This window comes from Paraburkholderia sp. JPY419 (genome assembly GCF_050435705.1).
In the GTDB taxonomy this organism is placed as follows: Bacteria; Pseudomonadota; Gammaproteobacteria; order Burkholderiales; family Burkholderiaceae; genus Paraburkholderia; species Paraburkholderia youngii.
Window position 1 is genome coordinate 1,366,247 of record NZ_JBNDKV010000002.1, and the last position, 27,000, is coordinate 1,393,246.

Below are 27,000 nucleotides of genomic sequence, written 5' to 3' on the forward strand. Positions count from 1 at the left end.
CGACAGCGTTGCGTTGCTGAGTCACGGTTTGTCACGACGACACCTCCGCGCGATTGCGCAGCGCCACCCTGCGCGAAAACGCCTGTCGAGGCCGCAAGTCGCTGCCGAGCGTACTCACGCCATCGCAGTCGACGTACTTCGAGCGCCGTCCTTGCGGCGCACCGCGCACCAGCACGCAGACATCCACCGCGACGACGTTCGTCCATTGATCCGCCGCGACGGCCGACGCATTCACAGCATTGGCCGCCCCGCCCAGCCAGTAACGCAACCGCACGCGCTCGACGCCTTCGACGAGCGGCTGCGCGGACCCCGCATTGCCGCTGCCGACGCAGTAAAGCTCCGGCTCGCCGGTCGAGCCGCTGAGGTTGGCGAAGTATCGATTGACCACCGGCGCGCCCTGATCGCCAAGGACTGCATCACTGCTCTTGACGGCCTGGCCGACACAGTCGGTGACCTGCCCGCTCGACGATGGCCACGTCGATACGACGTCTGCGACGTAACGGATCGCGACGCCATCGGAGCCGGTACTCAACGTGGTGCAAGCGAGGTTGTCGTCGGCGCCGGTCGGGCGACCGCCCGAGCAGCCGAACAGCGCAGGCGCCGCGTTATAGCCAACGACGTCGGCAGGGACGAAGCCGGCCATCTGCAATTGCTGGCCGATCAGCATCAGCGCGGTCAAGCCGGCTTCGCGAATCCGGGTCGCGTTGCTCGCCTGCACGAACGCGTTGCGCTGCGCCGTGTAAAGAGACACGGCGCCCGCGGTCACGATCAGCCCGAGCGCCATCGCGATCAGGAATTCGACCAGCGTGTGACCGCGTGGGCAATGCGGCCGCTTCATTTCGCGAACGCCAACGCGACACACGACGATCCGGCCGGTGCATCGACGTCGCCGCATGGCTCCGCCGCCGGCCCGATCCCATCGCCCGTAATGGGCCGGTCTCGCACGGACGCCCAGGTCACGCGCGCCGACGCGACCACGCCGCTCTCGCCGATCGATGCGTCGCCTTGCGGCAGCAGAACACTCGCCCACCGGCTCGATTGATCGAGTGCGGCATTGCCCACGGAAGGCGTGCGCGTCGCTTCGGCGATCGAGTCGGCTATCCACGTGGCGCTCTCGCGCAGCGACATTGCGTGCGCTTCACGTGCGGTCCACACCTGAGCCGCGATCAACCCCAGCGCGCTCACCGCGACCAACGCGACCGCCAGCATCACCTCGATCAACGAACTGCCGCCACATGCCGACGCTTGCGCACGCAAACGGATGTGGAATGTGGGCCGTCTCATGACGTCGCTCCGCAAGCGCCTTCTGAGATCCGCGCGCGACCTCCTGCCGCGACACTGATGCAGCGCCGCCACGGGTTTCCCTGCATCGACTTCGATGGGCTGCGCGGCGCGATATCGAAACTTCGAAACGCGCCGATCAGTTGCCCTGCAGGCGGCGTGAACGTCATATCCGTCTGCACGCCGGCGATGCTCACCGCCGCGAGCGCCGGCTGCGCGCGCAACAACGCCGGCTTGCCGCCGCGTTCGGCGAATACGGCCCAACCACAGGCCCAGTCGGCGACGCCGTCGGCGCAGGGTTGGCCCGACGCAAGACAGACGCGCGCGGCATCGACGCGACACACCGTGATGCGCGCGCCGCGCCGCAGCGCCTCGCTGCGCGCGTAGGCGAAGGTGGACAGCAGCGCCTTCGAGCGCGCGTCGACCTGATCTCGCATATGCCATGCGGCGAACGACGGCATCGCCATCACCGCCATCAGCATCACCAGCGCTATCACCGCCAGCGTCTCGACGAGCGTGAAACCGGCGCGCGATGGCCGGCGAGTTCCCTTGATTTTCATCTGCATCCCTGAGCGTTTCGAACGGATGCAGCCAATCTAGCGATTTGCGAGCGCGCCGACCATCGTCCGAATGGCCAGGTGGCATTCAGACGTCAGCGCACGCAACAATGCACGTGACGATCGATCACGAAGGCGGGAGAAGCGATGCGTGAAGAAAAGCGCGAAATGCGCGAGGCGATGGATGCGAATGACCGCAACTCAGCTGCGGCACGCGCGCGCTCAGCGCTTGCGGGAAGGCTTGGGCGGGGAAGAGGCGCGGCGAAATTCCTCGATCACGTCCTCGAATTCGGAGACGTCTTCGAAGCGCCGGTATACGGAGGCGAAGCGGACGTAAGCGATCGTGTCGAGCGCGCGCAACTCGTTCATCACGAGTTCGCCGAGGCGCTCGCTACGCACCTCGCGCTCGCCGCTGCCGAGCAGCTGATACTCGATGCGGGCGACCGCTGCTTCGATCGCGTCCACCGCAACCGGGCGCTTGCGCAGCGCCAGTTGCATGCTCGCGACGATCTTGCGGCGATCGAATTCCGTGCGCGTGCCGTCCTTCTTGACGACCGACGGCAACGCCAGCTCGACCCGCTCATACGTCGTGAAACGCTTGTCGCAGGCCGGGCAGCGGCGGCGCCGGCGAATCGTCGCGCCGTCTTCGGATACGCGCGAGTCGACGACCTGCGTATCGGCGTGGCGGCAGAAGGGGCAATGCATGACGGCTTAGCCGTAAACCGGGAAGCGCCGGGTCAGCTCGGCGACCTGAGTGCGCACGCGCTCGATCGTCGCTGCGTCTTCCGGATTGTCCAGCACGTCGGCGATCAGGTTGCCGACCTGCTCGGCTTCCTTCACGCCGAAGCCGCGCGTGGTCATGGCCGGCGAACCGAGGCGGATGCCCGAGGTCACGAACGGCTTTTCCGGATCGTTCGGGATCGCGTTCTTGTTGACCGTGATGTGCGCCGCGCCGAGTGCTGCTTCCGCAGCCTTGCCGGTGATCTTCTTCGCACGCAGGTCGACCAGCATCACGTGGCTCTCCGTGCGGCCCGACACGATGCGCAGACCGCGCTTGACCAGCGTTTCAGCGAGCACGCGCGCGTTCTCGACGACCTGCTGCTGATAAGCCTTGAATTCCGGCGACAGCGCTTCCTTGAACGCGACGGCCTTCGCGGCGATCACGTGCATCAGCGGACCGCCCTGGATGCCCGGGAAAATCGCCGAGTTGATCGGCTTCTCGAACTCGGCCTTCATCAGGATCACGCCGCCGCGCGGGCCGCGCAGGCTCTTGTGCGTGGTGGTGGTAACGAAGTCGGCGTGCGGCACCGGGTTCGGATAAACGCCCGCGGCGACGAGACCGGCGTAGTGCGCCATGTCGACCATGAAGTAGGCGCCGACCGACTTCGCGATCTTCGACATGCGTTCGAAATCGATGCGCAGCGCAAACGCGGATGCGCCCGCCACGATCAGCTTCGGCTTGTGTTCCTGGGCGAGCTTTTCAGCAGCGTCGTAGTCGATGTCTTCGGCTTCATTCAGACCGTAGCTGACCACGTTGAACCACTTGCCCGACATGTTGACCGGCGAGCCGTGCGTGAGGTGGCCGCCGTGCGCGAGGCTCATGCCCATGATCGTGTCGCCCGGCTTGAGCATTGCGAAGAACACGCCCTGGTTGGCCTGCGAGCCCGAGTTCGGCTGCACGTTCGCGGCTTCGGCGCCGAACAGCTGCTTCACGCGGTCGATCGCCAGCTGCTCGGCGACGTCGACGTACTCGCAGCCGCCGTAGTAGCGCTTGCCGGGATAGCCTTCGGCGTACTTGTTCGTGAGTTGCGAGCCTTGCGCGGCCATCACGGCCGGGCTCGTGTAGTTTTCCGACGCGATCAGTTCGATGTGCTCTTCCTGACGGCGGTTTTCCTGCTCGATGACTTTCCAGAGTTCAGGATCGACGTTGGCGATGGTGCTTTGGGCTCTGTCAAACATACGGGTTCCGTTGAGTGTTTTCAGGTTGACCGGATCGTGCGCCGAATCCTGCGTAGAGGGTACACAGCGGGGTACGCAGCGCTGTGGGCGGCGAGGCTTGCCCTGACTTGGCGAGTGGAGAGTCGCCGCATACGCGAGGCAGGCCAGCCACCGACAGCGCAGATTAATGCGCGCGGTTCACGGCTGCCCAGGCGAACGGCAAAACGGCACCCTGCGCTTCACGGTGGGTTGTTCCACCTTGAACCCGATTGGTTGAATCGGCTGAGTCGGACGACTCGGTTCTATCGCCAGTCACGCAGGGTCGAGCGCGTTAGTGTATTGGAAGAGGCCCGAATAGGCAACCGACTTGCGGGCGCTCCGGCGGCTGCTGGCGGGCCCTGCGGACGGTCTGGCGACCCCGCTGCGCAACCATCTGACGAAAGCACCCCGACCGCGCCGCGCACCCGCTGCGCGCCGCCGCGGCAGCCGCCGATCCGGCTCGTGCATCCTTGCCGCAGCGCGGCATTGGAAGTAGGCTTGGGGCCTTTGTCTCTTACCGACCAGGGAACTGCAATGATCGTGTTTGTCACAGGAGCGTCGGCCGGCTTCGGCGCTGCCATCGCCCGCTCGTTCGTCAAGGGCGGCCATCGTGTCGTCGCCACTGCTCGCCGCAAGGACCGTCTCCAGGCACTCGCCGACGAACTCGGCGACGCGCTGCTGCCGTACGAGCTCGACGTGCGCGACCGCGCCGCCGTCGAAGCCGTGCCGGCCTCGTTGCCGGCCGACTTCGCCGCAATCGACGTGCTCGTCAACAACGCCGGCCTCGCCCTCGGCACCGAGCCGGCGCACAAGGCGAGCCTCGACGAATGGAACACCATGATCGAGACCAATTGCACGGGCCTCGTGCAGGTCACGCATGCGCTGCTGCCCGGCATGGTCGAGCGCAATCGCGGACATATCTTCAATCTTGGTTCGGTGGCGGGCCGCTGGCCGTACGCAGGACGGCAACGTCTATGGCGCGACCAAGGCGTTCGTGCGCCAGTTCAGCCTGAACCTGCGCGCCGACCTCGCCGGCACCGCGCTGCGCGTGACCGACATCGAGCCGGGTCTGTGCGGCGGCACCGAATTCTCGAACGTGCGCTATCGCGGCGACGACGACAAGGCCGCCAAGGTCTACGAAAACGTGCAGCCGCTGACGGCCGAAGACATCGCCGATTCAATCTACTGGATCGCCACGCGCCCGGCTCACGTCAACATCAACACGATCGAGCTGATGCCGGTCGCACAGTCGTTCGCGGGTCTGTCCGTGCATCGCGGCTGAGGTTTGAAGGCGGGCGGCGACAGCCGCCCCTTTCATTGGTCGCGCCGCCGCCCGTCACCGTGCTGGCTTTTTCTCGCGGCGCGCCGATATCCCGCTCCCCCAGTCCCGGCGCGGCCGGCAAAGCCGGCCACCATCGCCGCCGACACCCGCCACGCGCAACTCACACTTCGAAACAGACCCCGGAGTTTGCGTTCCGGTAGAATGCGCCGCATGAATATGTCGACCAGCCAGCCAGGCACGGAAATCGGCTATACGTGGTCCATCCGCGTGTATTACGAAGATACCGACGCCGGCGGCATCGTGTTTTACGCCAATTACCTGAAATTTTTCGAACGGGCTCGCACCGAATGGCTGCGCGCGTGCGGCGTCGACCAGCATCGGCTTGCGGAAGAAAACGACGCGATTTTCATCGTGCGCAGTACCGCGGTCGATTACCGGGCTCCGGCCCGGCTCGACGATCTCGTGAAAATTATCAGCCGGATCGAGCGTCTTGGCCGAGCTTCGGTAGACTTCGTGCAGGAAGCCTGGCGCGAAGGCACGTTGCTTGCCAGCGGGTCGGTCCGGGTTGGCTGTGTGGACCGCGCGACGCTGCGGCCATCCGCGATCCCGCCTCCGGTTCTTGCCGCGCTGCGGCACGGACCGGGCGTCGGCGAGAGCGCGGACTGAACCACGGCGGCATGTCAACGGACGATACCTGAGCCTCGTTGTTACGGGGCCAGTGAACTCATACCGGTCAGGTTGCACAAAGCATGGTTCGGCTTCGATATCGCCGAAGCTTCCGTTTTGCCACGGCAAGCTTGGAGCGGCTTTGCAGCCGGACGCCCCCTTCCCGGGACGTTAAAACGAACCTTTATGAACACTACACAAGATCTGTCGATCGTTTCACTCGTACTCAACGCGAGCCTGCTGGCCCAGGCCGTCATGGCTCTGCTGCTGTTGCTGTCGCTACTCTCCTGGACTTTCATCTTCCGCAAGTGGTTTGCGATTCGCCGGGCGCGCGCGCAAACTGAACGCTTCGAGCGTGATTTCTGGTCGGGCGGCGACCTGCAGGCGCTGTATCAGAGTGCCGCGAACAACCGCCACAGGATCGGCGCGCTCGAGCGGATTTTCGAGTCCGGCATGCGCGAATTCCTGAAAGGCAAAGAGAAACGCCTGAACGATGCCGGCGCGATCCTCGACGGCGCCCGGCGCGCGATGCGCGCATCGTTCCAGCGCGAAATGGACGTGCTCGAAGCGAACCTCGCGTTCCTCGCGTCGGTCGGTTCGGTCAGCCCGTATATCGGTCTGTTCGGCACGGTGTGGGGGATCATGAATGCGTTCCGCGGCCTCGCCAACGTGCAGCAGGCCACGCTCGCGAACGTCGCGCCGGGCATCGCCGAGGCGCTGACCGCCACCGCGATCGGCCTGTTCGCGGCGATTCCGGCAGTGGTCGCCTACAACCGCTACGCGCACGACATCGACCGTCTGGCGATCCGTTTCGAAACCTTCATCGAAGAGTTCTCGAACATCCTGCAGCGTCAGGCACACTAAGGAGGCCCCGATGGCAGGCTCCCGCTCCTCCAGCATGCGCGGCTCGCGCTCGCGTCGCGCGATGGCCGACATCAACGTCGTGCCGTACATCGACGTGATGCTCGTGCTGCTCGTGATCTTCATGGTCACGGCGCCGCTCGTCGCACCGTCGATCGTCAATCTGCCGACCGTCGGCGGCGCCGCGCCGCAGCAGCAGACGCCGCCCGTGATCGTCAACATCCGCGCGGACGGCAACATGAGCGTCAAGTACAAGGACGACTCCGGCACGCAGCAGCAGGAAGACATGACGAAAGCTGGCCTCAAAGGTTTCATCGCCGATCGGGCACAATCGCACCCGGATCAGCCCGTCGTGATCGCCGCCGACAAAACAGTGAAGTACGAAGTCGTGATGAATGTGATGTCCGAGTTGAAGGCTCAGGGCGTCAAGCGCGTTGGATTGCTTGTCAAATCGCAATGATCCGCAAGAACACCGAATATCCGCTTCAGCCACCGCGTGAACGCGGCACCGGGCGAGCTTTTCTGTTCGCGCTGGTGATGCATGCGCTGCTCGGATTCTTTCTTTATCACGGCATCCAGTGGCAAAACAGCACGCCCGAGGGCGAGCAGGCGGAACTGTGGACCGAGGTGCCGGATTCCGCGATCCCGCATCCCGTCGTCACGCCGCCGCCCGCGCCTGTCGCCCCTGCCCCGCCCGTGCGCGACGAGCAGGCTGACATCGCGTTGCAGGAAAAGAAGCGTCAGCAGCAGGAAGCGGCTCGCGCCGCGCAATTGGCCGAACAGCAGCGCCAGTTGAAGCTGAAAGAGCAGCAGGAAGCGGAAGCGAAGCGTCAGCAACAACTGGCGGCCGAACAGGCGGCCCAACTCGCGGCGCAGAAAGCCGCCAAGCTCAAGCAGCAGCAGGCGCAACAGCAACAACAGCAACAACAGCAACAGCAGCAGGCCGAGAAGCTCAAGCAGCAGCAGCTCGCCGAGCAGCAGAAGCAGCAGCAACTGAAGGAACAGCAGGAGCAGCAGCAAAAGCAGGCTCAGGCGGAAGCGCAAAAGAAGGCTGAGGCCGAGAAGGCGGCGAAGGCGAAGGCGCAAGCCGAAGCGGCAGCACAAGCGAAGAAGCAGCTCGATGCGGACCGTCGCGCGCGGCTGGCGCAAATGCAGGGTCTGGCTGGCGGCGTCGGCGGCAGCAGTTCGAGCAGCAACGGACTGGGCAAGAGCGGAACGGGTAGCGGCTCCGGGGGCACGGCGGCATCGCCGGGTTACGCGGACAAGGTGCGCCGGCTGGTGCTTCAGCATGTGAACTGGGGTGGCGAAACGGAAGGCCTGGAGACCGTGATCGCCGTGCGCTGTTCGCCAGACGGCAATCAGCTGAGCGCAAACATTACCCACAGCAGCGGCAACGCCGCGTGGGACGCCGCCGCGTTGCGGGCGGTGAAAGCCTCCGATCCGATGCCGCGGGACGTGAATGGCAAGACGCCGGACTACTTCACTATCACGCTGCGGCCGGCGGCTTGATGTGCAGGCTGACAGCCGACTGACATCCAACGCCGCGCCCCACCAGGCCGGCGTTGCGCGGGAACGAAATAGCCGTTTACCGGTCTGTCTGCTGTCTTCGAGTATTAAGTAAAACCGTTTTGAGGAACCCATACAGCATGAGTTTGATGACCAAGCTAGGCCTGCGAACACTCGTGGCAACGTGCCTGATCGCCGTCGGCGGCGCCGCCAACGCACAACTCAACGTCCTCGTGACGGGCGTCGGATCCACCCAGTTTCCGATCGCAACGGCGAATTTCGCCAATGAAGCGAACTCCCCGCAGCAGGTCAGCACGATCGTGCGTCAGGACCTGCAACGCAGCGGCAAATTCACGAATATCGACGCAGGCTCGACGCCGGTGTCAGAGACCGATTCCGTCGACCTCGGCGCATGGAAGGCGAAGGGCGCCAACGCGTTCGTCGCGGGCAGCGTGAACCGCCTGCCGAACGGCCAGTACGAAGTGCGCTTCAAGCTCTACGACACGGTCAAGGGCGAAAGCCTTGGCGGCCTCGTGCTGGTGAGCCCGGAGAGCGGTCTGCGCATGAGCGCGCACAAGGTCGCGGACTACATTTACGCCAAGCTGATGGGCAACCGCGGCGTGTTCGCGACGCGCCTGTCGTATGTGATCAAGTCGGGCAACCGCTACCAGCTGCAGATCTCGGATTCGGACGGCCAGGACGCGCATATCGCGCTGTCGAGCCCCGAGCCGATCATTTCGCCGGCCTGGTCGCCGGACGGCACCAAGGTCGCGTACGTGTCGTTCGAGAAGAAAAAGCCGATCGTCTACATCCACGACCTGCCCACCGGCCGGCGCATCGTCGTATCGGACCAGAAGGGCAACAACAGCGCGCCGGCGTGGTCGCCGGATGGCCGCACGCTCGCCGTCGCGCTGTCGCGTACCGGCAATACACAGATTTTCGCGGTCAACGCGGACGGCAGCGGTCTGCGTCGTCTGACGCAGGGCAGCTCGATCGACACCGAGCCGACCTACTCTCCTGACGGTCAGTGGATCTATTTCACGAGCGACCGCGGCGGCGCTCCGCAGATCTACAAGATGCCGGCGCAAGGTGAAAGCGCGGGCAACGCGCAACGCGTCACGTTTACGGGCAGCTACAACACCAGCCCGCGTGTGAGTCCTGACGGCAAGGAGCTTGCCTACATCTCGCGCGTCGGCGGTGCATTCAAGCTGTACATCCAGGACCTGCAAGGCGGAACTGCCACGGGCCTGACGGACACCTCACATGACGAATCGCCGAGCTTCGCGGCGAATGGTCAGTACATTCTTTACGCCACTCAGGTGAACGGCCGTGGCGTGTTGGCCGCAGTATCGACCGATGGTCGCACTCGGCAGGTCCTGTCCGTTCAGGGGGGCAGCGTACGCGAGCCATCCTGGGGCCCGTTTATGCAATAACGTTGATGCAATAACACAAGGAGAGTAATCAAATGATGTCCAAACTTCGTTTCGCATTCGCCGTCGTGATGGTCGGTGCATTGGCCGCATGTCACTCTGGCGTCAAGCTCGACGAAAACGCCGGCAAGGGCGCAGGCTCGGCTCAACCGAATCCGAACGACGTCGCGACGGTCAACGTCGACCCGCTGAACGATCCGAACAGCCCGCTCGCAAAGCGCAGCATCTACTTCGACTTCGACAGCTACTCGGTGAAGGACGACTATCAAGCGCTGCTGCAACAACACGCGCAATATCTGAAGGGTCACCCGCAGCGTCACGTGCTGATCCAGGGCAACACCGACGAGCGCGGTACGAGCGAATACAACCTCGCGCTCGGCCAGAAGCGTGCTGAAGCCGTGCGTCGTTCGCTGTCGCTGATGGGGGTGTCGGATTCGCAAATGGAAGCCGTGAGCCTCGGCAAGGAAAAGCCGCTGGCAACGGGTCATGACGAAGCGTCGTGGGCACAGAACCGCCGCGCCGACCTCGTGTATCAACAGTAAGTCAACGGGTGATAAGCCGAATGACGCATCGTTTCTCCTGGCTGCGGGTTGCCGCAGCGGCCTGCGTCGCAGGCACGGCCCTCGCGGCCGTGCCCGCCCATGCGGGCATGTTCGACGACGATCAGGCCCGCCAGGCCATTCTCGATCTGCGCTCGAAGACCGATAGTCTCTCGAGCCAGCTGTCGGCGGCGCAGCGCACGATCCTCGATCAGTCCAACCGTCTCGACCAGCTGAACCAGCAGGTCGCGACTCTGCGCGGACAGAACGAGGACATGGCGAACCAGCTCACGACGCTGCAAAAGCAGCAGAAGGACTACTACACCGATCTCGACACGCGCCTGAAGAAATTCGAGCCGCAGCAGCAGACGGTTGATGGTGTCCAGGGCGAGGTCCAGCCGGGTGAAACCGATGCGTTCAACACGGCTTCACAGCAGTTCCGCAGCGGAGACTTCAAGACCGCCGCAGCATCGTTCCGCAGCTTCATCTCCAAATATCCGACCAGCCCCTATCAGCCGACCGCGCAATACTGGCTCGGCAACGCGCTGTATGCACTGCGCGACTACAAGGGTTCGACGGCGGTCTGGCAAGGTATCGTGGCCAAGTACCCGCAGCATCCGCGCGCGCCGGAAGCGCTGCTCGCGATCGCGAACAATCAGCTCGAACAAGGCCAGAAGGCCGCGGCGAAAAAGACGCTCGAGCAGATCGTCGCGCAATACGCCGGCTCGGACGTCGCGCAGTCGGCGCAGAGCAAGCTGTCGCAGATCAAGTAGTTCGTGGTGGCGGATTGATCACGTTTTGAAGTAGTTGTCGGCAGTATCGCGCAGTGTCCGAAGTGATAGCCACGCGCGCCTCTCGCTGGAAAGCCCGGGTAGTGATGCCCGGGCTTTTCACATTGGCCTGATGGCCTCGTAGTGTTGACAGGTCATCGGTTCGCCGATATAATTTCGCTTCTCTTTTGGGTCGTTAGCTCAGCTGGTAGAGCAGCGGACTTTTAATCCGTTGGTCACAGGTTCGAATCCCGTACGGCCTACCAAAAGATTCGAGGGCTTACATACATTCGTATGTAAGCCCTTTTCTTTTTGCTGAACCGGGTAGGCATTTCGGAGCAAGTTGAATCCATTTCGATCCTCGTGCCTATCTGCAAAACGCTGGCAAAGTCCTGTCACCCGCACGGCAGCATAAAAGTGCGTCCGCCGGGAAGCGTCACTCGCTTACCCGCACCGCGCGTCAAAATCTCGAGTCGCGACTCAACTCCTCGAAGCTCGTCATAGCGTGATCGAGTACACGCAGCATGTACTGGCGATGGCGCTCTTCGTCGCTCTTGTTGCGCCAGTGAGGAACCGGATATCTCGGCTGCTGTGCGGACAATTCCGGCGCCTGATCATCCTCGGCGCGCTGCCTCCATTCCTGAAGTACCTGATCGAGTTGCGCGTCATCGTTCTGGTACCACGCCTGCACGACGGTATCGCCCAGTATGCTTCGCCGCAAGCGGTCGCGCTGCTGACACCAGACCGCAACGCGTTCTATGTCAACCGCCGATGCATCCGTCGCGCCGGCGAGATGTTGAGCGGCGAGCAACTCGTCGTGCGCTCTCATGTACACCTGGTAACGTTCGACGATCCGCTCCGCTTCGCCGTACGCCGGCGACGGCAGTTCGCTTTTCAGATAGATCCGCAACTGATCGGCCCGATCGTCGTCCGTCTTCCGCAGCAGGAAAGAATTGATCAGGTCGAGCAGCGCGGCATTCACGATCAGCTCGTGGTTTTCCGCGACGATGAGACCGGGATCGTCACGCCCGACGCTCGGCTCGGAGCCGGACGAGCTAGACGAGCCGGCCGGGCGCGCCTCGCTCGTCGGACTCGCGACGGCAGGTTCCAGATCGGCATGCAGAATCCGCAGCACGCCCGCCGTCACGCAGACCACCGCGACTGCAATGATGCACAGGTGCCGCATGTAACGGCGTTGTTCGATGTGGCTATCAATCTGCATGGATATCCCGTTTCCCCCATGCGCACGGACCGCTGACGGGTTCCGTCGGATGGGGCGCGCAGCGGATTGGCGGTTTCAGAAAGCGCAGTTCGGCACGCTTCCCGTCGTCGTGAAGCTCGATGTGGTCACGCCGGTTCCGGACGGCGTGACGTTCGAGTTATACAAGCCGACATTCGCATACTGGTCGCCGTTTTGCGCGGTCGCATCCAGGCTGACGTTGGCCAGCCAGGCGTTGACAAGATAGCTCGAATTGCGCCCGTCGATCTTCGTGTAGGCGCCCGACAGCGATTGGGTCGCATACGCGCCGTTCACGACGATGTTCGACAGCGACGGGCTGCCGCCTGGCGTGGACACGCCCGACCCGGTGAAGCCGTTGCCGCCTTCCACATAGAGATTCGCATGCGCGGCCTGCGCCAGCGTCACGTTGTAGACGATGAAGTTCGAAATCTTGCTGGCCTGCACCAGCCTCGGCGTTCCGGAGATGAGGTCGCCGCGCCCGTCGACCGTTTCCGGTCCCATCAGCGAGGCATTGGTGCCCGAGAATTGCAGCAGGTTGGCATTGCTCGCGTAGCTGTTGCCGATGAGCGTCGCGCCCGCGCTGATCGAGAGGCCCGCGCCATTGATCGTCAGGCTGCCCGTGTAGAACGCATCGTTGGAGCCCGATGGCGCCAGCACCACGCTTTGGCCGGTTCCCGCACACTGATTCAGTCCATCCTGAAGGCGGCTCGTGTCGTCGGTAGTCGGAGGCGACGAGCGTTGCGAGCTGGAGAAATTCGCATACAGCGTCTGGCAGACGCCTGGATAGGTCGGTTCGCCGACCGACCGGCTATCGCCGGTCGCCAGCGATTGCGCGCCGGCGGACCCCGCGCTCAGGAAGATAGCGGCGATGGATAGGCTGGCTTTGTGTTTTATTTTCATTGAAACGGTCATCCTTTTAACGAAAAAGTTCACGCAGACGATCAACCCTGCGCGAGCGTCGCGATCTGATCCGACGGTAACGCGCCGCGATAGATGCGGAACTCGTCGATCGCTCCGTTGAAGTACGGGTCCGCAGCGAACTGCGAGCGTCCGATCCAGTTCTGCGCGGTCGGGCCGAGACGCCACGGCGCGAACGCCACGCCCGTCGTCTGGCCGCTCTGGCTGCCGTTGACGTACAGCGTGAGCGTCGTGCCCGAGAGCGTCACGGCCACATGGGTCCATTGGCCGCTCGGCAGCGGCGCGTTGCCATTGACCTGACGCTCGGTGTGAGACCCGTTGAGCGTGATCGAAAAGCGCACCGTGCCACCACTGCTGTCGGGGGTGAGCATCATGTAACGGCCGGTGCCCGTGCCGAAATCGAACACGCGCTCCCATTGCTTCGTGCTGTTTGAATTGCGGAACACCCACGTCGCGATCGTGAAATCCGAGACGTCCCCGACGATGTCGTTGGGCAGGCTGACGTAGCCGCTCGAGCCGTCGAGCAGCACCGCGTTGCCGGACTTGCCAGCGGTGCGCGACGCGCCGCCGACTAGCGTGCCCGTATGGCCGTTGCCGGTCGCGTCGGCGGCGGTTGTGCCGCTCGACTCGTCGAAGCTCAGCCAGGTATGTAACTGCACGGCCGTCACCGCGGCGACCTCGTTCGAGTTCGCGCTCTCGCCCGCTGCCGTCGTCGCGCTGACGACGTAGTACCACACGCCGGCCTGCGGGCTGTCGGTATAGGTCAGCACGTCGGTGATGCCGCTCGCGACGGTCGTGTACGGGCCGCCCGAATTCGCGGCGCGCTTCACGTTGTAGCTCGTGCCATTCGCCACGCCCCACCACGACAGCACCACCTGCCCGGCCGCCGGCCAGGCGGTCACGCCGCTCGGCGCGGCGGCCGGCGTCACCGGATCGCGCGTGTAGGCGAGCGTGCCGTAGCCGAGCTGGTCGTAGCCGCCGCTGGTCGTACCGTAGTTGCCGCCGCCGCCTTCCGGCTGGATCGCGAGCGCGAACTTCTCGGACCACGGCGCGGCCAGCCCCTTGCGATTGACATAGTGGTTGTAGACGAGCGCCCAGATTGGACGGATATTGCCTTGCGAGGCCGTCGAAAACCCGGGCTGCACTACGTCGACATTCGCATAGCTCTCGTACGGCACCGTGAGGTAGGTTCCGTCGGCTTGAATGAGATTCGCCTTCGCCACGTACTCCGCGCCGGCGAGGAAGCGGTTGTTGTCATAGCCGTAGAGATCGATGCCCTGGTTCCAGGCCATCTCGCAGATGGCGCCGCACAGCCCGATGCCGAGGTTGTTGTGCCCCTGGTCGCGCCCGCTCTCCTGCCACTGTCCGAGGTAGCCCGGGTGCAGGTAGTAGACCGCCTGCGCGATCGCACCGTTGCCAAGCCCGCTCAGGTAGTAGTTGACCGCTTCGTCGAACATCGCGCGGTCGTCACAGAGCACGCCGATCGCCATGATCGACGCCATGCTGCACAGGTCCCAGTTGGCCCAGTAGTGCGTGTAGTCGGTGTTGTTGTGGCGGTTCAGGAAGTCGATGTTGATCGGATAGAAGATGTTGGACATCATCGACTGGAACGCCATGAGGTCCGCTGCGGCGAGGCCAGGGTAGCTGCGCATGATCTCGCCGACGATCGCGAACTCGTAGCCATAGATGCCGGCGGCGAGATCGACGTTGCTGTCGCCGCCGAGACTCTGCAGCGTCGAGGACCACGCGTTCATGATCTGCACCGCCTTGTCGGCGTATGCCGTGTCGCCAGTGACTTTCCAGTACAGCGCGCAAGCGTAGGCGGCGGCGATGTCGCCATAGAGCTGCGGATAGTTCTGCGGTCCGGTGCCGCCACGATTGATCTGCGCGGCCGGCCGGGGCGACCAGGACAGTCGCGTGTGGCCGTTGGCGGTCAGCACCTGAAAGCCGGCGTACCAGGGCTGCGCCTGCGCGGCGACCTTCTGCGCCATGCGGTCGAAGTCGGTCTGCGTGTGCAGGAGCCCCGGGTGCACGAACGCGCCGCTCGTCGCAACGGCGGCCTCGCCGGTTGCCGCTCGTGCGAGCACCAGGCTGGCCGTGTTGATGCTCGCCGCCCTCGCAACGGCCGAGCGGCTCACGGCCGCTTCGCCGACGCTGCCGCCCCCGCCGCATCCGCTCAGCGCCAACGCGCCGAGGCTGTGCAAAAAGGAGCGGCGCGACACTGCCAAGGTGAAACTGTTTGTTTTGGTTCGATCCATATCGCGATTCCGTTTATGAGGCCGTGGCTGGAAAAACTGATCCGATGGGGGTGCCCTGCTAGCAAACGTTTGCGTCGGTGGACGGCGAACTGGTGCAGCAGAGACACATCCTTCCGTGTTATCGACACAAACTGCTGTTTGCTGACCGTGGAATCGTGTAGGGATTGCCTGAAACCTGGCGCGGGAAAATCCTATGGACCGAGCAGGAACGCCCGCGACAACTCCAATGCCGATGCGTCGCTGAACTTCGCGTTCATTTCGCAGAACTTCACGATGAACGACACGATGCTGACATTAAAGCCGTATCTGCAATGCACCTGGCAACTGCAGAACGGTTCGACGATTACACCGGGACTCAAGTACGTGTCGTTCCACCGCAGCATCGATACGCCGATGAACCAGAAGACCGGTGAGCCGCTCGATTTCCGCCACACGTGGGACAAGGTTCTGCCGTCATTGATTCTGCATCAGCAGATCACGCCGCAATGGAGCGCGTATGCGCAGTACGCGCAGGGCTTTCTCGCGCCGAGCCTGCCATCGATCCGGCCAGCGAGCGTCTGTTTTCGGTTTGCGCCAATCACCGCATGATGATCGTCGATGCGACGTCGGGCCGTCGCGTGGCCGAGGTGTTGATAGGGGCCGCCGTGATGCTGCGGCTTCCGATCCGTCCTTGAAGCTCGCGCCCAGTTCGAACGGCGCGGACCGCACGCTAACGATCGTGCATGAAGACGATGCGGACCACTACACGGTTGCGCAGAATATGGCAACGCAGGAAGGCGCAAAAACGATGGCGCTCGATGAGGGCAGCCTCGCCGCTGCGTGTGAAACACCGGCCCGCCTACATGAGGCCGTGCGCGATGCCGCTCGGCCTCTCCCAACGCTCCCGGTCGTTCGACACACCGAAATCGGTGGCCTGCAGTGAAACAGTGGCCGAACTGGCCAGCGAACGCTTGGCGCTGGCACGCGCGAGGATGCGCTGCTCGTGCACATAGAACAATTCGAGTTGGCGCGCGTCGGACGCTTTTCGTTCGAGCCCGAATACGTCTTCGAGCACCCGCCGCGACACGTGAAAACGCTGAAGCCCGCGGCCAAGCTGGATCTGAAAGACAACACCGTCGCTGTTATGCGGCACCGCTGCCCAGATAAGCGGAATGCTACTCATGGAGCCCCCGTGAGTCTGGATCTTCGTATCAGGAATACGATGATCTGATCCTCGCACGTATAAACGCACGGCGCGACGTTTCAAAATACAAACAAGTTCGATTTGGCATTTTCACCACAGTGGCGGACTGTTGCGACGCAACGCGTCATTCATTGACGACGCACCGTCGCCGGCCTTTCCCGGCGAGCGCAATGACCTGCCTCGGCATCGGCTATGGCTTGAAGTCTCGCCTTTTCGATGGTATCCGACGCTGCAACTCGGCATTTCTTGTCGCTTCTGACGCGCAGCAATCGGAGTCCGTCGCAGTACTATAAATTTGCAAAGAACTTTTCACGTTCCGATTGCGCATAAAAACGCTCGAAAGAAAGCGCGAGACGGCTATCGCTTTTTCTGGTTATTTATCGAGATGAAGAGATATGCAATGATCGCCGCCGAATCAGCGGAGCATGTCTGAACCTTGCGTGAGCATCCGTTCCGGCAACCCCGCAACCCCAAGGCGCATTGCTTTTTCATTGAACCGATAATGACCGACTTTCTGTTCGATCTGCTATCGAACCTCGCCTTGCTCGCCATCGTATCGATGGCCTGCCGACTGTATAACCGGTTCGGGTCGGGTGCCGCGTTGAGCGGCCCGGCGATTTTCATCGTGCTCGCGCTGCTCGCGTGCGTGCTCGACGGCTTGTTGACTTTTGTCGTGTTCGCCGACGCGCAGAGTCGCCATGGACAATTCGTCCGGCCGACTCTATTTCTTCGGCGTGCCGGCGCATATGCGCTCGCAATCGTGATCGCGTTCTCATGGCATCGCGTGTCGAAGCGCAGGCGAGCCGTGAAAAGCGACCAGGACAACGCGGTTGTCATCTGCACGTCACCGTATTCCGAATCGCGATTGCGCATGTAGGGGCGGCGCGCTCGAGCGGCTTCTCACATACGCCCCGCCATTTTTCGTTTCTCAATTGCCGCCCGCGAGCAGGCCAGGAACGGTCCTTGCGCATGCGGGCGCCGTCGGCTATAACTCCCGAAGACCGCGCGTTGTGGGTCATGGCACCACCGTCGTTCAATCCGTTGATGGCAACTTATAACGAGGAACATCTTGGATATCGAAACCGCACGTGCATTCATCATGACCCGGGGCATCGACATCGGCACCAAGGTGCTCGGCGCCATCGTGCTGTGGATCGTCGGCCGCTGGGTCATCGGGCTGATCTCCAACCTGTTGCGCAAGGTGCTCGCTCGCAACGGCAAGGTCGATCCGACGCTCGCACACTACCTCGCGTCGATTCTCGGCGCGTTGCTGAACCTGCTGCTCATCCTCGCAATCCTGCAAATCTTCGGTGTGCAGACAACGTCGTTCGCCGCATTGCTCGCCGGTCTTGGCCTCGCGATCGGTACTGCGTGGGGCGGCCTGCTCGCGCACTTCGCGGCCGGCGTGTTCATGCAGGTGCTGCGACCGTTCAAGGTCGGCGATTTCGTTACGGCCGCGGGCGTCACCGGCACCGTCACCGAGTTGGGCCTGTTCGGCACGACGATCGTCACGCCGGACAACGTGATGACCATCGTCGGCAACAACAAGATCTTTTCCGACACGATCTCGAACTACAGCGTGTTGCCGTTCCGGCGCGTCGAGCTGACCGCGAAGATCGCCAACGGCGTCGATCCAACCGATGCGATCGCGCGTCTGAAAGCCGCCGTCGCAAAGATTCCGAACGTGTCCGAAAACCCCGCGCCGGACATCGAGGTCTTGAGCTTCACGCCGGAAGGACCGCTGCTGTGCGTGCGTCCTTATTCGTCGAACCAGAACTACTGGCAGGTCTACTTCGACACCAATCGCGCGATCGTGCAGACCTTCAAGGAAGCCGGCTATCCGACGCCGGAAACGCCGCTCGCGCCGCGCGCGATCACGCGCGATTGATGTGACCTAACGTGCGCGCGAAGCCGGCACGGGTCGCCGGCACCGGGGCATGAAAAAAGGCGTCGCGAGATTCGCGACGCCTTCTGATCATCAAGGTCCGAACTACAGCCGGCTACAGCTCGTCAACGCGTACTCGCGTTCGCGCCATTCTTGCGCAGCATCTTCCACAACGCGGCGAGCACGACCGGCACAATTGCCGCGCCGATACCGACCAGCACGATCACGTTCAGATACTGACGGATGAACGGAATGTTGCCGAAGAAATAGCCGAGCAGCACGAGCAGGAGCACCCACGACAGCGCGCCGACGACGTTGAACATCTGGAAGCGGCTCCAGGTCATCGACGACGCACCGGCGACGAACGGCGCAAAGGTCCGCACGACCGGGATGAAACGCGCGAGCACGATCGTCTTGCCGCCGTGTTTCTCATAGAAATCGTGAGTCTTCTGCAGCGCGGCGCGATCGAGAAAGCGCTCGAGCACCGGAATATGCGTATTGAACACGCGCGGTCCAATCGCACGGCCGATCAGATAGTTGGTCGTATTGCCGCCGATCGCCGCCACCAGCAGCAGCAGGATCAGGAGGCCGAGATGCATCTGCCCGGCCGCGCAGAACGCGCCGCCGATGAACAGCAGCGAGTCGCCCGGCAGAAACGGCACAACCACGAGTCCGGTTTCTGCGAACACGATTGCGAATAGCACCGCGTAGACCCAGGTGCCATACACCTGGATGAAGTCCCCGAGGAACTTGTCGATATGTAGGACAAGGTTGGCGAAATGGAGCAACGTATCCAAGAAATGTCCTTATAAACCGATGATTGCGTAGAGGAAAAACGGCCGTCGCGCGACCCGATAACAGGGGCAGCAAGCGGCGGGCCGACCGCTGCGAATTGACCGCGACATGATACAGAAAGTGCCTCGGGTCGATTAAAAAACCGCGGGTCGGGCAGCGGCACGGGCGACGTACGCGGAGTCGCTATAATTTCGCCATGTCCGAATTCTCCGAAACGCCTGCGGGCACCGCGGCCGCGGCCGCACCCTCCGACGGCTCCCGCGCGGCGCCCGCGCCGCGTCCGCTGCGCGCGATCCAGCCGCTCCCCGATCAACTGATCAGCCAGATCGCCGCCGGCGAAGTGGTCGAGCGGCCGGCGTCGGTGGTCAAGGAGCTGATCGAGAATGCGCTCGACGCGGGCGCGCAGACGCTGCGCATCCTGCTCGACGAAGGCGGCGTCAAACGCATCTCGATCACCGACGATGGCTGCGGCATCCCCGAGAACGAACTCGTGCTCGCACTGACGCGCCATGCGACCAGCAAGATCCGCTCGCTTGCCGAGCTCGAGGCGGTCGCGACGCTCGGGTTCCGCGGCGAAGCGCTGGCGTCGATTGCGTCGGTCGCGCAGATGAGCATCACGAGCCGCACCGCCGACGTGCCGCACGCGGTGCGCATCGATGCGGAAACCGGCGTGCTGAGTCCCGCCGCCGGCACGCAAGGCACGACGATCGAAGTCCGCGAGCTGTACTTCAACACGCCCGCGCGCCGCAAATTCCTGAAGAGCGAACAGACCGAACTCGGCCACTGTCTCGAACAGATCCGCCGCGCCGCTCTCGCGCGGCCGGACGTGGCGATCTCGGTGCTGCACAACGGCAAGGCCATCGAACACTGGAACGCGAGCGAGCCGCCCGCGCGCGTCGCGAAGATTCTCGGCGACACGTTCGCGACCGCCCATCTGCCACTCGACGAATCCGCCGGTCCGCTCGCAATCTACGGCTGCGCCGGTCTGCCGACCGCAAGCCGCGGCCGCGCCGATCAACAGTATTTCTTCGTCAACGGCCGCTTCGTGCGGGACAAGCTGCTCACGCACGCAGTGCGCGCCGCGTATGAAGACGTGCTGCACGGTGAGCGTTATCCGTCGTACGTACTGTTCCTCGATCTGCCGCCCGAGGGCGTCGACGTGAACGTGCATCCGTCGAAAATCGAGGTGCGTTTCCGCGATTCGCGCTCGATTCACCAGTTCGTGTTCCATGCGGTGCAGCGCGCGCTCGCGCGGCACGCGGGCGCGTCGCCGGAAACGACGGCTGGCGGGCATGCGGCGCACCTGGAACCGTCGGCCGGTGAACCGGCTTCGTTTGGTTCAACGCCGCTGGGCGGCGCAAGCGGCGCAAGCGGCGCAAGCGGCGCAGGCGACGGCATCGGCGCGGGCGCCGGTGTTTCGAGCGGCGCGGGCTTCGCCGCCGGAAGCCGTGGCAGCTTTGGCGGCGGCGGCTTCGGCAGCTTCGGGGCCTCGCAGCCCGGCAACACGTGGATGCGCCAGGCGCGCATGACGCAAGGCACGCTGCCGGTCGCGCAACCGCTCGCCGGTTACGACGCGCTGTTCGGCCGCAAGGACCCGCTCGCGGGCCGGGTCGAAGGCGCGTCGCTGTTCGAAGCGCGCGACTCGGCGAGCGAAACGACGTCGCCATACGACGCGGCACCGTTCGCGTCGCGCCCGGCTGCCCCCGCATTCGACGCCACCGACGATCAGCCGCTCGGCTTCGCGCTCGGCCAGATCCACGGCATCTACGTGCTTGCGCAGAACCGCCACGGGCTCGTGATCGTCGACATGCATGCCGCGCACGAGCGCATCCTGTACGAGCAGTTCAAGAACGCGCTCGCCGACCGAGCGATCGCCGTGCAGCCGCTGCTGATTCCGCAGACGATGCAGGCCGATCCGGTCGAAATCGGCACGGTCGAGGAAGAACGCGATACGCTCGATGCGCTCGGCTTCGACCTCGCGGTGCTGTCGCCGACCACGCTCGCGATCCGTGCGGTCCCCGCGTTGCTAAAGGACGCGGATCTGCAAGCGCTCGCGCGCGCGGTGCTGTCCGACCTGCACGCGTTCGGCGGCTCGCGCGTGCTGACCGAGCGTCAGCACGAACTGCTCGGCACGCTCGCGTGCCATCACGCGGTGCGCGCGAACCGGCGTCTGACGCTCGACGAAATGAACGCGCTGTTGCGCCAGATGGAAGCGACCGAGCGCGCCGACCAGTGCAACCACGGGCGTCCGACCTGGTATCAGCTGACGCTGGCCGATCTCGATCGGCTGTTCATGCGTGGCCAGTAACGCGCCGCGTTCGATCACACCGCCCGCGCCGCGCGCCCGCTTGCCCATGACGACGTCACGCCCTACCCTGATCCCGTGCCTGCTCGGCCCGACCGCGTCCGGCAAGACCGCCGCGGCGCTCGCGCTCGCCGCGCGGCGGCCGGTCGAAATCATCAGCGTCGACTCGGCGCTCGTCTATCGCGAGATGGACATCGGCACCGCGAAGCCGACTGCGGAAGAACGCGCGGTCGCGCCGCATCATCTGATCGATATCGTCGATCCGGCCGACTCGTACTCGGCTGCGCAGTTTCGCGCCGACACGCTGCGGCTCGTCGGTGAAATTCATGCGCGCGGTCGGCTGCCGCTGCTGGTCGGCGGCACGATGCTGTACTACAAGGCGCTCACGCAGGGGCTCAACGACCTGCCCGGCGCCGATGCCGAACTACGCGCGACGCTCGACGCCGATGCCGCCCGCGACGGTTGGCCGGCGCTTCACGCACGGCTCGCCGCGCTCGATCCGGCCACTGCCGCGCGTCTCGCGCCGAACGATTCGCAGCGCATCCAGCGCGCACTGGAAGTGTTCATGCTGACCGGCCAGCCGATGTCGGCGCTGCTCGCCGCGCCCGCGCGCACGGACGACGCCGCGTCGGCATGGCGCTTCGTGCCGGTCGCGCTGGAGCCGTCCGAGCGTGGCTTGCTGCACGTGCGCATCGAGCAGCGCTTCGATGCGATGCTCGCGCACGGTTTCGTCGATGAAGTGGTCAAGCTGCGCGCGCGCGGCGACCTGCTGCCAGAGATGTCGTCGATGCGCTGCGTCGGCTATCGGCAGGTGTGGGAATACCTCGATGGCGCGGTCGATTATCGGACCATGCGCGACAAGGGCATCTTCGCGACGCGGCAACTCTGCAAGCGGCAGCTCACGTGGCTGCGCAGCATGCCGGAAAGACAGGTGGTGGATTGCTGCGATCCGCACGCGACGGCGCGGGTGGTGGAGTTGATCGAGACGCTGGTTGGAGACGCCGATCGAAGTGAGGGAATTAGAGGGACCTAAAGCGGGGACCTAAAGCGGGGATTTGAAGCGGGGATTTGAAGCGGGGATTCAAAGCGGGAAATGTGAAGCAATGGATTTGAAGCCCGCGCGGCGCGCCGTTGCGGCACGCCACGCGAACCCTCGTCAATCGTTAGACCACGACCGTCTGCGCTTCACCCGCCGCGCTTTCACGGACCGTGCCGATCTTCCAGACCTGCTCGCCCGCCGCGGACAGCAGACCGATCGCCGCCTGAGCATCCGCGGCCGACACGATCACCGCCATACCGATACCGCAGTTGAACACGCGGTGCATTTCCGCATCGGCGACGCCGCCGTGCTTCTGCAGCCACGAGAACAGCGGCGGCAGCGGCCACGCGCGATGATCTAGCTCGGCCGTGAGACCCTCGCGCAGCACGCGCGGAATGTTCTCGACCAATCCGCCGCCGGTGATGTGCGCCATGCCCTTCACCTCGAGCTGCTGCATTAACGCGAGCAGCGGCTTCACGTAGATGCGCGTCGGCGCCATCAGCGCGTCGGCGAGCGGGCGGCCGTCGAAGTCCGCGTTCAGATCGGGATTGGCGCGCTCGATGATCTTGCGCACCAGCGAAAAGCCGTTCGAATGGATGCCGCTCGACGCGAGCCCGAGCACCACGTCGCCCGGAGCGATCTTGCTGCCGTCGATGATCTTGCTCTTTTCCACCGCGCCGACCGCGAAACCGGCCAGATCGTATTCGCCGTCCGGATACATGCCCGGCATTTCCGCGGTTTCGCCGCCGATCAGTGCGCAGCCCGACAGCTCGCAGCCCTGCGCGATGCCCTTCACGACGGTCGCCGCCGTGCCGACGTCGAGCTTGCCGCAGGCGAAATAGTCGAGGAAGAACAGCGGCTCGGCGCCCTGCACGAGGATGTCGTTGACGCTCATCGCGACCAGATCCTGGCCGACCGTGTCGTGCTTGTTCAGCTGGAACGCGAGACGCAGCTTGGTGCCGACGCCGTCGGTGCCGGACACGAGCACCGGTTCCTTGTACTTCTTCGGCACTTCGAACAGCGCGCCGAATCCACCGATGCCGCCCAGCACGCCGTCGCGCAGGGTCTTCTTGGCAAAGGGCTTGATCGCGTCGACGAGGGCATCGCCCGCATCGATGTCCACGCCGGCGTCGCGATACGACAAACCTTGGGCCGAATCGGGTGAAGGCTGGGCGGATTTCGGTTGATTCATGGGGAAGAGCAAGAAGGTCGGTAAAATGCGATTTTACCCGATGCTGGCCGCGTGGCTGGAATTCGCGCGTTCCGACGAGATCCTGGAAACAACCTTTGCAACACGATACCCCGGTTCCGGCGCCGCCGCCCCGCGCATTTCCGTCCGTCGCGCTTCGCGACCCGCGGCCTCACGACCCGGCGAGCACGCTTCACGACAACTGAGCGCCTGGCAACGTTCCAGGCCCCGCGGTCCGGGCCACTCGCGGCCCGAGCCTCATTTTCGGCATTAACCTACTGTGCTTCGTCAACTGACGCTCGATCTCGGCACCCCGCCGCCATCGACATTCGACAATTTCTTCGCCGGCGCGAACGCCGAGCTGGTCACGCGCCTGCGTGAGCTCGACGACGCGCTCGCCTCCGGACCGGTCGCCGATCGCACCTTCTACATCTGGGGCGAAGCCGGCAGCGGCCGCACGCATCTGCTGCAGGCGCTCGTGCACGAAGCGCCGCCCGGACACGCGCGCTTCGCCGGTCCGCAAAGCAGCCTCGCCGCCTTCGGCTTCGATCCGCGCGTCGCGCTCTATGCGATCGACGACTGCGACGCACTGTCGGCCGCGCAGCAGATCGCCGTGTTCAATCTGTTCAACGAAGTGCGGGCGCATCCGACCAGCGCGCTCGTCGCCGCGGGCAACGCGGCGCCGATCGGCATGACGGTGCGCGAGGATTTGCGCACGCGGCTCGGCTGGGGTCTCGTGTTTCACCTCGCGCCGCTGCCCGACGACGCGAAGGCCGCGGTGTTGAAACGCGCGGCGCGCGAGCGCGGCATCATGCTCGCCGACGACGTGCCGGCCTATCTGCTCACGCACTTTCGCCGCGACATGCCGAGCCTGATGGCGCTGCTCGATGCGCTCGACCGCTTCTCGCTCGAACAGAAACGCGCGGTCACGCTGCCGCTGTTGCGCACGATGCTGGCGTCGCCCGATCCCGCCACCGCGCCGGGTTCACACGCCGTTCTTCCGGCTTCAAGTAAAATGGGCCCCCATGGCTAACCTTGCACTCTTCGATCTCGATCACACGCTCATTCCCACCGACAGCGACCACGAATGGGGCCGCTTCATGGTGAAAAAAGGCATGGTCGACGCCGAAAATTTCGCCCGTGAAAACGACCGCTTCTACGCCGACTACAAGGCCGGCAAGCTCGACATTCACGCTTATCTGATCGCAATGCTGACGCCGCTCGCGAAGTACACGCGCGCGCAGCTTGCGGACTTTCACGCGCAGTACATGCACGAGGTCATCACGCCGGCCATCCAGCCGGTGGCGATCGAGCTCGTGAAGCAGCATCGCGAAGCGGGCGACCTGTGCTGCGTCGTCACTGCGACCAACGAATTCATCACGCGTCCCATCGCCCAGGCGTTCGGCGTCGACACGCTGATCGCGTGCGAGGCGGAGACCGTCGGCGGCCATCCGCACGGCGCCTACACCGGCCGTCCGACCGGCACGCCGAGCTACAAGGAAGGCAAGATCGTGCGCACCGAAATGTGGCTCGCGTCGCTCGGCAAGACGTGGAGCGACTTCGAGCACAGCTATTTCTATAGCGATTCGCACAACGACATCCCGCTGCTCGAAAAAGTCACCGATCCCATCGCGACCAATCCGGACGACACGTTGCGCGCCCATGCGCAGGCCAAAGGCTGGCGCATCCTCGAACTCTTCCAACCCTCGTGATCAAGAAACTCATCCGCAAGCTATTCGGCCAGGACGCGGCGAGCGCTGACGACACGCTCTCCGCCGCCAGCGTCGACGGCAACGCCAATGACAAGCCGCCGGCGCGCGGCAAGTCCGCTTCCGGCACGACCGTATCCGGCGCGGCCGCGCGGCCGCGTCGCAAATCCACCGCCGCTGCCGCCGCACAAGCGCCGCGCGAACCGGACGTCCCCGTCATCATTCCGCACGACGTGCATGGCATCGACCCCACGCTGATCTCGCGCAACGCGATCCGCGTGACCGAGGGCCTGCAACAGGCGGGCTTTCGCGCGTTCATCGTCGGCGGCGCGGTGCGCGACCTGCTGCTCGGCGTGAAGCCGAAAGACTTCGACGTCGCGACCGACGCGACGCCCGAACAGGTGCAGAAGCTGTTCCGCCGCGCGCGCATCATCGGCCGGCGCTTCCAGATCGTGCACGTCCAGTTCGGCCAGGAAATCATCGAGACCTCGACGTTCCGCGCGCTGGTCGATCCGCCCGCGGCCGACGCGCCGCCGCCGAAGCGTCTGAAGCGCGACGAGCTCGACCGCCGCACCCACGCGGTCGACGCGAGCGGCCGCGTGCTGCGCGACAACGTGTGGGGCGAGCAGCACGAGGACGCCACGCGCCGCGACTTCACGATCAACGCGATGTACTACGATCCGGCCACGCAAACCGTGCTGGATTACCATAACGGCATGGCCGACATGCGCACGCGCCTGCTGCGCATGATCGGCGACCCGGCCACGCGCTATCGCGAGGACCCGGTGCGCATGCTGCGCGTCGTCCGCTTCGCTGCCAAGCTCGACTTCGACATCGACGACGCCACGCGCGCGCCGATCGAGAAGATGGCCGATCTGATCAACAACGTGCCCGCCGCGCGTCTGTTCGACGAAATGCTGAAGCTGATGCTGTCGGGTCACGCGCTCGCGTGCCTGAAGCGGCTGCGCCAGGAAGGCCTGCATCACGGGCTACTGCCGCTGCTCGACGTGGTGCTCGAGCAGCCGACCGGCGAGAAATTCATTTCTCTGGCACTCTCTAATACAGATGCACGCGTGCTCGCCGGCAAACCGGTGTCGCCGGGCTTCCTGTTCGCGACGCTGTTGTGGCACGACGTGCAGCAGCGCTGGCAGAAGTTCGAGGCCGAAGGCGAGTATCCGGTGCCCGCGCTGCATCGCGCGATGGACGAAGTGCTCGACATGCAGACCGAAAAGCTCGCGATCCACAAGCGCTTCTCGGCCGACATGCGCGAGATCTGGGGTCTGCAGCTGCGCCTCGAAAAGCGCTCGGGCCGCAGCGCGCTGAAGCTGCTGGAACACCAAAGATTTAGAGCGGGGTATGATTTCCTCCTGTTGCGCTGCGCATCGGGCGAACTCGACGAGTCGGTCGGTACGTGGTGGACGGAGTTCATCGAAGGAGACGCCGCCGCGCGCGAGGCATTGCTCACGCAAGGCGGGAAGGACCGGAGCCCCAGAAAACGACGGCGGCGCGGTGGCGCCAGAAACCGCAAATCAGGTGACGGGGTGGAGGACGGCTCGTCCGCCGAACGCACGGACAACGACGCGAGCCGCGAAGGCTCGCACGAAGACTGA

26 protein-coding genes, 1 tRNA gene, 1 pseudogene and 1 riboswitch are annotated in these 27,000 nt (G+C 64.3%); of the genes and pseudogenes, 17 read left to right on the forward strand and 11 right to left on the reverse strand.

Annotated features, from left to right (window positions below):
* Positions 1 to 31: 31 nt before the first annotated feature.
* From QFZ91_RS12405 to glyA, 5 genes are all read right to left on the reverse strand, one after another.
* Complete coding sequence (locus tag QFZ91_RS12405) at positions 32 to 838, reverse strand: PilW family protein (RefSeq protein ID WP_429567417.1); 807 nt, start codon at positions 836 to 838, stop codon at positions 32 to 34.
* Positions 835 to 1,284, reverse strand: a complete 450-nt coding sequence (locus tag QFZ91_RS12410; RefSeq protein WP_429567418.1) for a type IV pilus modification PilV family protein — start codon at positions 1,282 to 1,284, stop codon at positions 835 to 837. Before QFZ91_RS12410 ends, QFZ91_RS12405 begins: the two co-directional genes overlap by 4 nt.
* The gene (locus QFZ91_RS12415; RefSeq protein WP_176122517.1) at positions 1,281 to 1,847 is read right to left on the reverse strand and encodes a GspH/FimT family pseudopilin; all 567 of its coding nucleotides are present in this window, start codon (positions 1,845 to 1,847) and stop codon (positions 1,281 to 1,283) included. Before QFZ91_RS12415 ends, QFZ91_RS12410 begins: the two co-directional genes overlap by 4 nt.
* A 213-nt stretch (positions 1,848 to 2,060) precedes the next feature.
* Positions 2,061 to 2,543 (reverse strand): transcriptional regulator NrdR, encoded by a 483-nt coding sequence (gene nrdR, locus QFZ91_RS12420; RefSeq protein ID WP_008919734.1) that lies wholly within the window; start codon positions 2,541 to 2,543, stop codon positions 2,061 to 2,063.
* A gap of 6 nt (positions 2,544 to 2,549) precedes the next feature.
* Positions 2,550 to 3,797 carry a serine hydroxymethyltransferase gene (gene glyA / locus QFZ91_RS12425; RefSeq protein WP_429567419.1) on the reverse strand — a complete coding sequence of 416 codons (1,248 nt, stop codon included), beginning with the start codon at positions 3,795 to 3,797 and terminating at the stop codon, positions 2,550 to 2,552.
* Between the two features lie 178 nt (positions 3,798 to 3,975).
* A riboswitch (ZMP/ZTP riboswitch) is annotated at positions 3,976 to 4,102 on the reverse strand.
* A gap of 247 nt (positions 4,103 to 4,349) precedes the next feature.
* Here glyA and ydfG point away from each other — a divergent pair.
* The 9 genes and pseudogenes from ydfG to QFZ91_RS12470 all read left to right on the forward strand — a co-directional run bounded on the left by ydfG (position 4,350) and on the right by QFZ91_RS12470 (position 11,135).
* Positions 4,350 to 5,097, forward strand: a pseudogene (gene ydfG, locus QFZ91_RS12430) (bifunctional NADP-dependent 3-hydroxy acid dehydrogenase/3-hydroxypropionate dehydrogenase YdfG).
* Positions 5,098 to 5,298: 201 nt separating this feature from the next.
* Complete coding sequence (gene ybgC, locus QFZ91_RS12435) at positions 5,299 to 5,763, forward strand: tol-pal system-associated acyl-CoA thioesterase (protein WP_429568632.1); 465 nt, start codon at positions 5,299 to 5,301, stop codon at positions 5,761 to 5,763.
* Between the two features lie 186 nt (positions 5,764 to 5,949).
* The gene (gene tolQ / locus QFZ91_RS12440; protein ID WP_176109470.1) at positions 5,950 to 6,627 is read left to right on the forward strand and encodes a protein TolQ; all 678 of its coding nucleotides are present in this window, start codon (positions 5,950 to 5,952) and stop codon (positions 6,625 to 6,627) included.
* Positions 6,628 to 6,637: 10 nt separating this feature from the next.
* A complete protein-coding gene (tolR, locus tag QFZ91_RS12445; protein ID WP_013088523.1) occupies positions 6,638 to 7,084 on the forward strand; it encodes a protein TolR in 447 nt (148 codons plus the stop codon).
* Positions 7,081 to 8,133, forward strand: coding sequence for a cell envelope integrity protein TolA (gene tolA, locus QFZ91_RS12450; RefSeq protein WP_429567420.1), 1,053 nt, complete (start codon positions 7,081 to 7,083; stop codon positions 8,131 to 8,133). Before tolR ends, tolA begins: the two co-directional genes overlap by 4 nt.
* Positions 8,134 to 8,270: 137 nt before the next feature.
* Entirely contained in the window at positions 8,271 to 9,563 is a 1,293-nt protein-coding gene (gene tolB, locus QFZ91_RS12455; protein ID WP_176109472.1) for a Tol-Pal system beta propeller repeat protein TolB, read from the forward strand.
* 32 nt (positions 9,564 to 9,595) lie between these two features.
* Positions 9,596 to 10,102: a peptidoglycan-associated lipoprotein Pal gene (gene pal, locus QFZ91_RS12460; RefSeq protein ID WP_176379049.1), complete on the forward strand. Its 507-nt coding sequence runs from the start codon at positions 9,596 to 9,598 to the stop codon at positions 10,100 to 10,102.
* A 20-nt stretch (positions 10,103 to 10,122) separates the two neighbouring features.
* Positions 10,123 to 10,872 carry a tol-pal system protein YbgF gene (gene ybgF / locus QFZ91_RS12465; RefSeq protein WP_176122511.1) on the forward strand — a complete coding sequence of 250 codons (750 nt, stop codon included), beginning with the start codon at positions 10,123 to 10,125 and terminating at the stop codon, positions 10,870 to 10,872.
* A 187-nt stretch (positions 10,873 to 11,059) separates the two neighbouring features.
* A tRNA-Lys gene (locus tag QFZ91_RS12470) sits at positions 11,060 to 11,135 on the forward strand.
* A gap of 194 nt (positions 11,136 to 11,329) precedes the next feature.
* On the opposite strand, the gene QFZ91_RS12475 is transcribed toward QFZ91_RS12470, so the two are convergent.
* The 3 genes from QFZ91_RS12475 to QFZ91_RS12485 form a co-directional block, all read right to left on the reverse strand.
* Positions 11,330 to 12,091, reverse strand: coding sequence for a hypothetical protein (locus QFZ91_RS12475; RefSeq protein WP_429567421.1), 762 nt, complete (start codon positions 12,089 to 12,091; stop codon positions 11,330 to 11,332).
* Positions 12,092 to 12,166: 75 nt separating this feature from the next.
* Positions 12,167 to 13,009, reverse strand: a complete 843-nt coding sequence (locus tag QFZ91_RS12480; RefSeq protein WP_429567422.1) for a hypothetical protein — start codon at positions 13,007 to 13,009, stop codon at positions 12,167 to 12,169.
* Positions 13,010 to 13,050: 41 nt separating this feature from the next.
* Positions 13,051 to 15,285, reverse strand: coding sequence for a LamG-like jellyroll fold domain-containing protein (locus QFZ91_RS12485; protein ID WP_429567423.1), 2,235 nt, complete (start codon positions 15,283 to 15,285; stop codon positions 13,051 to 13,053).
* A gap of 15 nt (positions 15,286 to 15,300) precedes the next feature.
* On the opposite strand from QFZ91_RS12485, the gene QFZ91_RS12490 reads away from it, so the two are divergent.
* Positions 15,301 to 15,873, forward strand: coding sequence for a TonB-dependent receptor domain-containing protein (locus QFZ91_RS12490; RefSeq protein WP_429568633.1), 573 nt, complete (start codon positions 15,301 to 15,303; stop codon positions 15,871 to 15,873).
* 250 nt (positions 15,874 to 16,123) lie between these two features.
* On the opposite strand, the gene QFZ91_RS12495 is transcribed toward QFZ91_RS12490, so the two are convergent.
* Positions 16,124 to 16,447 carry a hypothetical protein gene (locus QFZ91_RS12495; RefSeq protein WP_176109481.1) on the reverse strand — a complete coding sequence of 108 codons (324 nt, stop codon included), beginning with the start codon at positions 16,445 to 16,447 and terminating at the stop codon, positions 16,124 to 16,126.
* 523 nt (positions 16,448 to 16,970) lie between these two features.
* Here QFZ91_RS12495 and QFZ91_RS12500 point away from each other — a divergent pair.
* Positions 16,971 to 17,345 (forward strand): hypothetical protein, encoded by a 375-nt coding sequence (locus QFZ91_RS12500; RefSeq protein WP_429567424.1) that lies wholly within the window; start codon positions 16,971 to 16,973, stop codon positions 17,343 to 17,345.
* A gap of 192 nt (positions 17,346 to 17,537) precedes the next feature.
* Positions 17,538 to 18,356, forward strand: a complete 819-nt coding sequence (locus tag QFZ91_RS12505; protein ID WP_176379042.1) for a mechanosensitive ion channel family protein — start codon at positions 17,538 to 17,540, stop codon at positions 18,354 to 18,356.
* 122 nt (positions 18,357 to 18,478) lie between these two features.
* Here the strand turns inward: QFZ91_RS12505 and QFZ91_RS12510 are convergent, their stop codons facing one another.
* On the reverse strand, positions 18,479 to 19,150 hold the full coding sequence (locus QFZ91_RS12510; RefSeq protein ID WP_176122503.1) for a VTT domain-containing protein: 672 nt from the start codon (positions 19,148 to 19,150) through the stop codon (positions 18,479 to 18,481).
* Between the two features lie 194 nt (positions 19,151 to 19,344).
* Between QFZ91_RS12510 and mutL the strand changes: the two genes are divergently transcribed.
* Positions 19,345 to 21,456: a DNA mismatch repair endonuclease MutL gene (gene mutL / locus QFZ91_RS12515; RefSeq protein ID WP_429567425.1), complete on the forward strand. Its 2,112-nt coding sequence runs from the start codon at positions 19,345 to 19,347 to the stop codon at positions 21,454 to 21,456.
* A 46-nt stretch (positions 21,457 to 21,502) separates the two neighbouring features.
* Positions 21,503 to 22,486 (forward strand): tRNA (adenosine(37)-N6)-dimethylallyltransferase MiaA, encoded by a 984-nt coding sequence (gene miaA / locus QFZ91_RS12520; RefSeq protein ID WP_429567426.1) that lies wholly within the window; start codon positions 21,503 to 21,505, stop codon positions 22,484 to 22,486.
* A 130-nt stretch (positions 22,487 to 22,616) separates the two neighbouring features.
* Here the strand turns inward: miaA and purM are convergent, their stop codons facing one another.
* On the reverse strand, positions 22,617 to 23,684 hold the full coding sequence (gene purM, locus QFZ91_RS12525; RefSeq protein WP_429436807.1) for a phosphoribosylformylglycinamidine cyclo-ligase: 1,068 nt from the start codon (positions 23,682 to 23,684) through the stop codon (positions 22,617 to 22,619).
* Between the two features lie 277 nt (positions 23,685 to 23,961).
* Between purM and hda the strand changes: the two genes are divergently transcribed.
* From hda to pcnB, 3 genes are read left to right on the forward strand one after another with little or no spacing between them, the layout of a single operon-like run.
* Positions 23,962 to 24,714, forward strand: a complete 753-nt coding sequence (hda, locus tag QFZ91_RS12530; RefSeq protein ID WP_176122499.1) for a DnaA regulatory inactivator Hda — start codon at positions 23,962 to 23,964, stop codon at positions 24,712 to 24,714.
* Positions 24,707 to 25,393 carry an HAD family hydrolase gene (locus tag QFZ91_RS12535; protein ID WP_429567427.1) on the forward strand — a complete coding sequence of 229 codons (687 nt, stop codon included), beginning with the start codon at positions 24,707 to 24,709 and terminating at the stop codon, positions 25,391 to 25,393. Before hda ends, QFZ91_RS12535 begins: the two co-directional genes overlap by 8 nt.
* Complete coding sequence (gene pcnB / locus QFZ91_RS12540; protein ID WP_368715329.1) at positions 25,390 to 27,000, forward strand: polynucleotide adenylyltransferase PcnB; 1,611 nt, start codon at positions 25,390 to 25,392, stop codon at positions 26,998 to 27,000. The genes QFZ91_RS12535 and pcnB overlap by 4 nt, the downstream gene beginning before the upstream one ends.

Excerpts from the sequence above, each read along its gene's own strand:
- QFZ91_RS12490 (WP_429568633.1), top strand. The coding sequence starts at position 15,301 with ATGAGGCCGTGGCTGGAAAAACTGATCCGATGGGGGTGCCCTGCTAGC.
- QFZ91_RS12485 (WP_429567423.1), bottom strand. The coding sequence starts at position 15,285 with ATGGATCGAACCAAAACAAACAGTTTCACCTTGGCAGTGTCGCGCCGC.
- tolB (WP_176109472.1), top strand. The coding sequence starts at position 8,271 with ATGAGTTTGATGACCAAGCTAGGCCTGCGAACACTCGTGGCAACGTGC.
- QFZ91_RS12535 (WP_429567427.1), top strand. The coding sequence starts at position 24,707 with ATGGCTAACCTTGCACTCTTCGATCTCGATCACACGCTCATTCCCACC.
- QFZ91_RS12495 (WP_176109481.1), bottom strand. The coding sequence starts at position 16,447 with ATGAGTAGCATTCCGCTTATCTGGGCAGCGGTGCCGCATAACAGCGAC.
- glyA (WP_429567419.1), bottom strand. The coding sequence starts at position 3,797 with ATGTTTGACAGAGCCCAAAGCACCATCGCCAACGTCGATCCTGAACTC.
- QFZ91_RS12500 (WP_429567424.1), top strand. The coding sequence starts at position 16,971 with ATGACCGACTTTCTGTTCGATCTGCTATCGAACCTCGCCTTGCTCGCC.
- QFZ91_RS12480 (WP_429567422.1), bottom strand. The coding sequence starts at position 13,009 with ATGAAAATAAAACACAAAGCCAGCCTATCCATCGCCGCTATCTTCCTG.
- ybgF (WP_176122511.1), top strand. The coding sequence starts at position 10,123 with ATGACGCATCGTTTCTCCTGGCTGCGGGTTGCCGCAGCGGCCTGCGTC.
- QFZ91_RS12405 (WP_429567417.1), bottom strand. The coding sequence starts at position 838 with ATGAAGCGGCCGCATTGCCCACGCGGTCACACGCTGGTCGAATTCCTG.
- miaA (WP_429567426.1), top strand. The coding sequence starts at position 21,503 with ATGACGACGTCACGCCCTACCCTGATCCCGTGCCTGCTCGGCCCGACC.
- pal (WP_176379049.1), top strand. The coding sequence starts at position 9,596 with ATGATGTCCAAACTTCGTTTCGCATTCGCCGTCGTGATGGTCGGTGCA.
- tolR (WP_013088523.1), top strand. The coding sequence starts at position 6,638 with ATGGCAGGCTCCCGCTCCTCCAGCATGCGCGGCTCGCGCTCGCGTCGC.
- purM (WP_429436807.1), bottom strand. The coding sequence starts at position 23,684 with ATGAATCAACCGAAATCCGCCCAGCCTTCACCCGATTCGGCCCAAGGT.
- mutL (WP_429567425.1), top strand. The coding sequence starts at position 19,345 with ATGTCCGAATTCTCCGAAACGCCTGCGGGCACCGCGGCCGCGGCCGCA.
- QFZ91_RS12410 (WP_429567418.1), bottom strand. The coding sequence starts at position 1,284 with ATGAGACGGCCCACATTCCACATCCGTTTGCGTGCGCAAGCGTCGGCA.
- QFZ91_RS12415 (WP_176122517.1), bottom strand. The coding sequence starts at position 1,847 with ATGCAGATGAAAATCAAGGGAACTCGCCGGCCATCGCGCGCCGGTTTC.
- tolQ (WP_176109470.1), top strand. The coding sequence starts at position 5,950 with ATGAACACTACACAAGATCTGTCGATCGTTTCACTCGTACTCAACGCG.
- ybgC (WP_429568632.1), top strand. The coding sequence starts at position 5,299 with ATGCGCCGCATGAATATGTCGACCAGCCAGCCAGGCACGGAAATCGGC.
- nrdR (WP_008919734.1), bottom strand. The coding sequence starts at position 2,543 with ATGCATTGCCCCTTCTGCCGCCACGCCGATACGCAGGTCGTCGACTCG.
- tolA (WP_429567420.1), top strand. The coding sequence starts at position 7,081 with ATGATCCGCAAGAACACCGAATATCCGCTTCAGCCACCGCGTGAACGC.
- QFZ91_RS12475 (WP_429567421.1), bottom strand. The coding sequence starts at position 12,091 with ATGCAGATTGATAGCCACATCGAACAACGCCGTTACATGCGGCACCTG.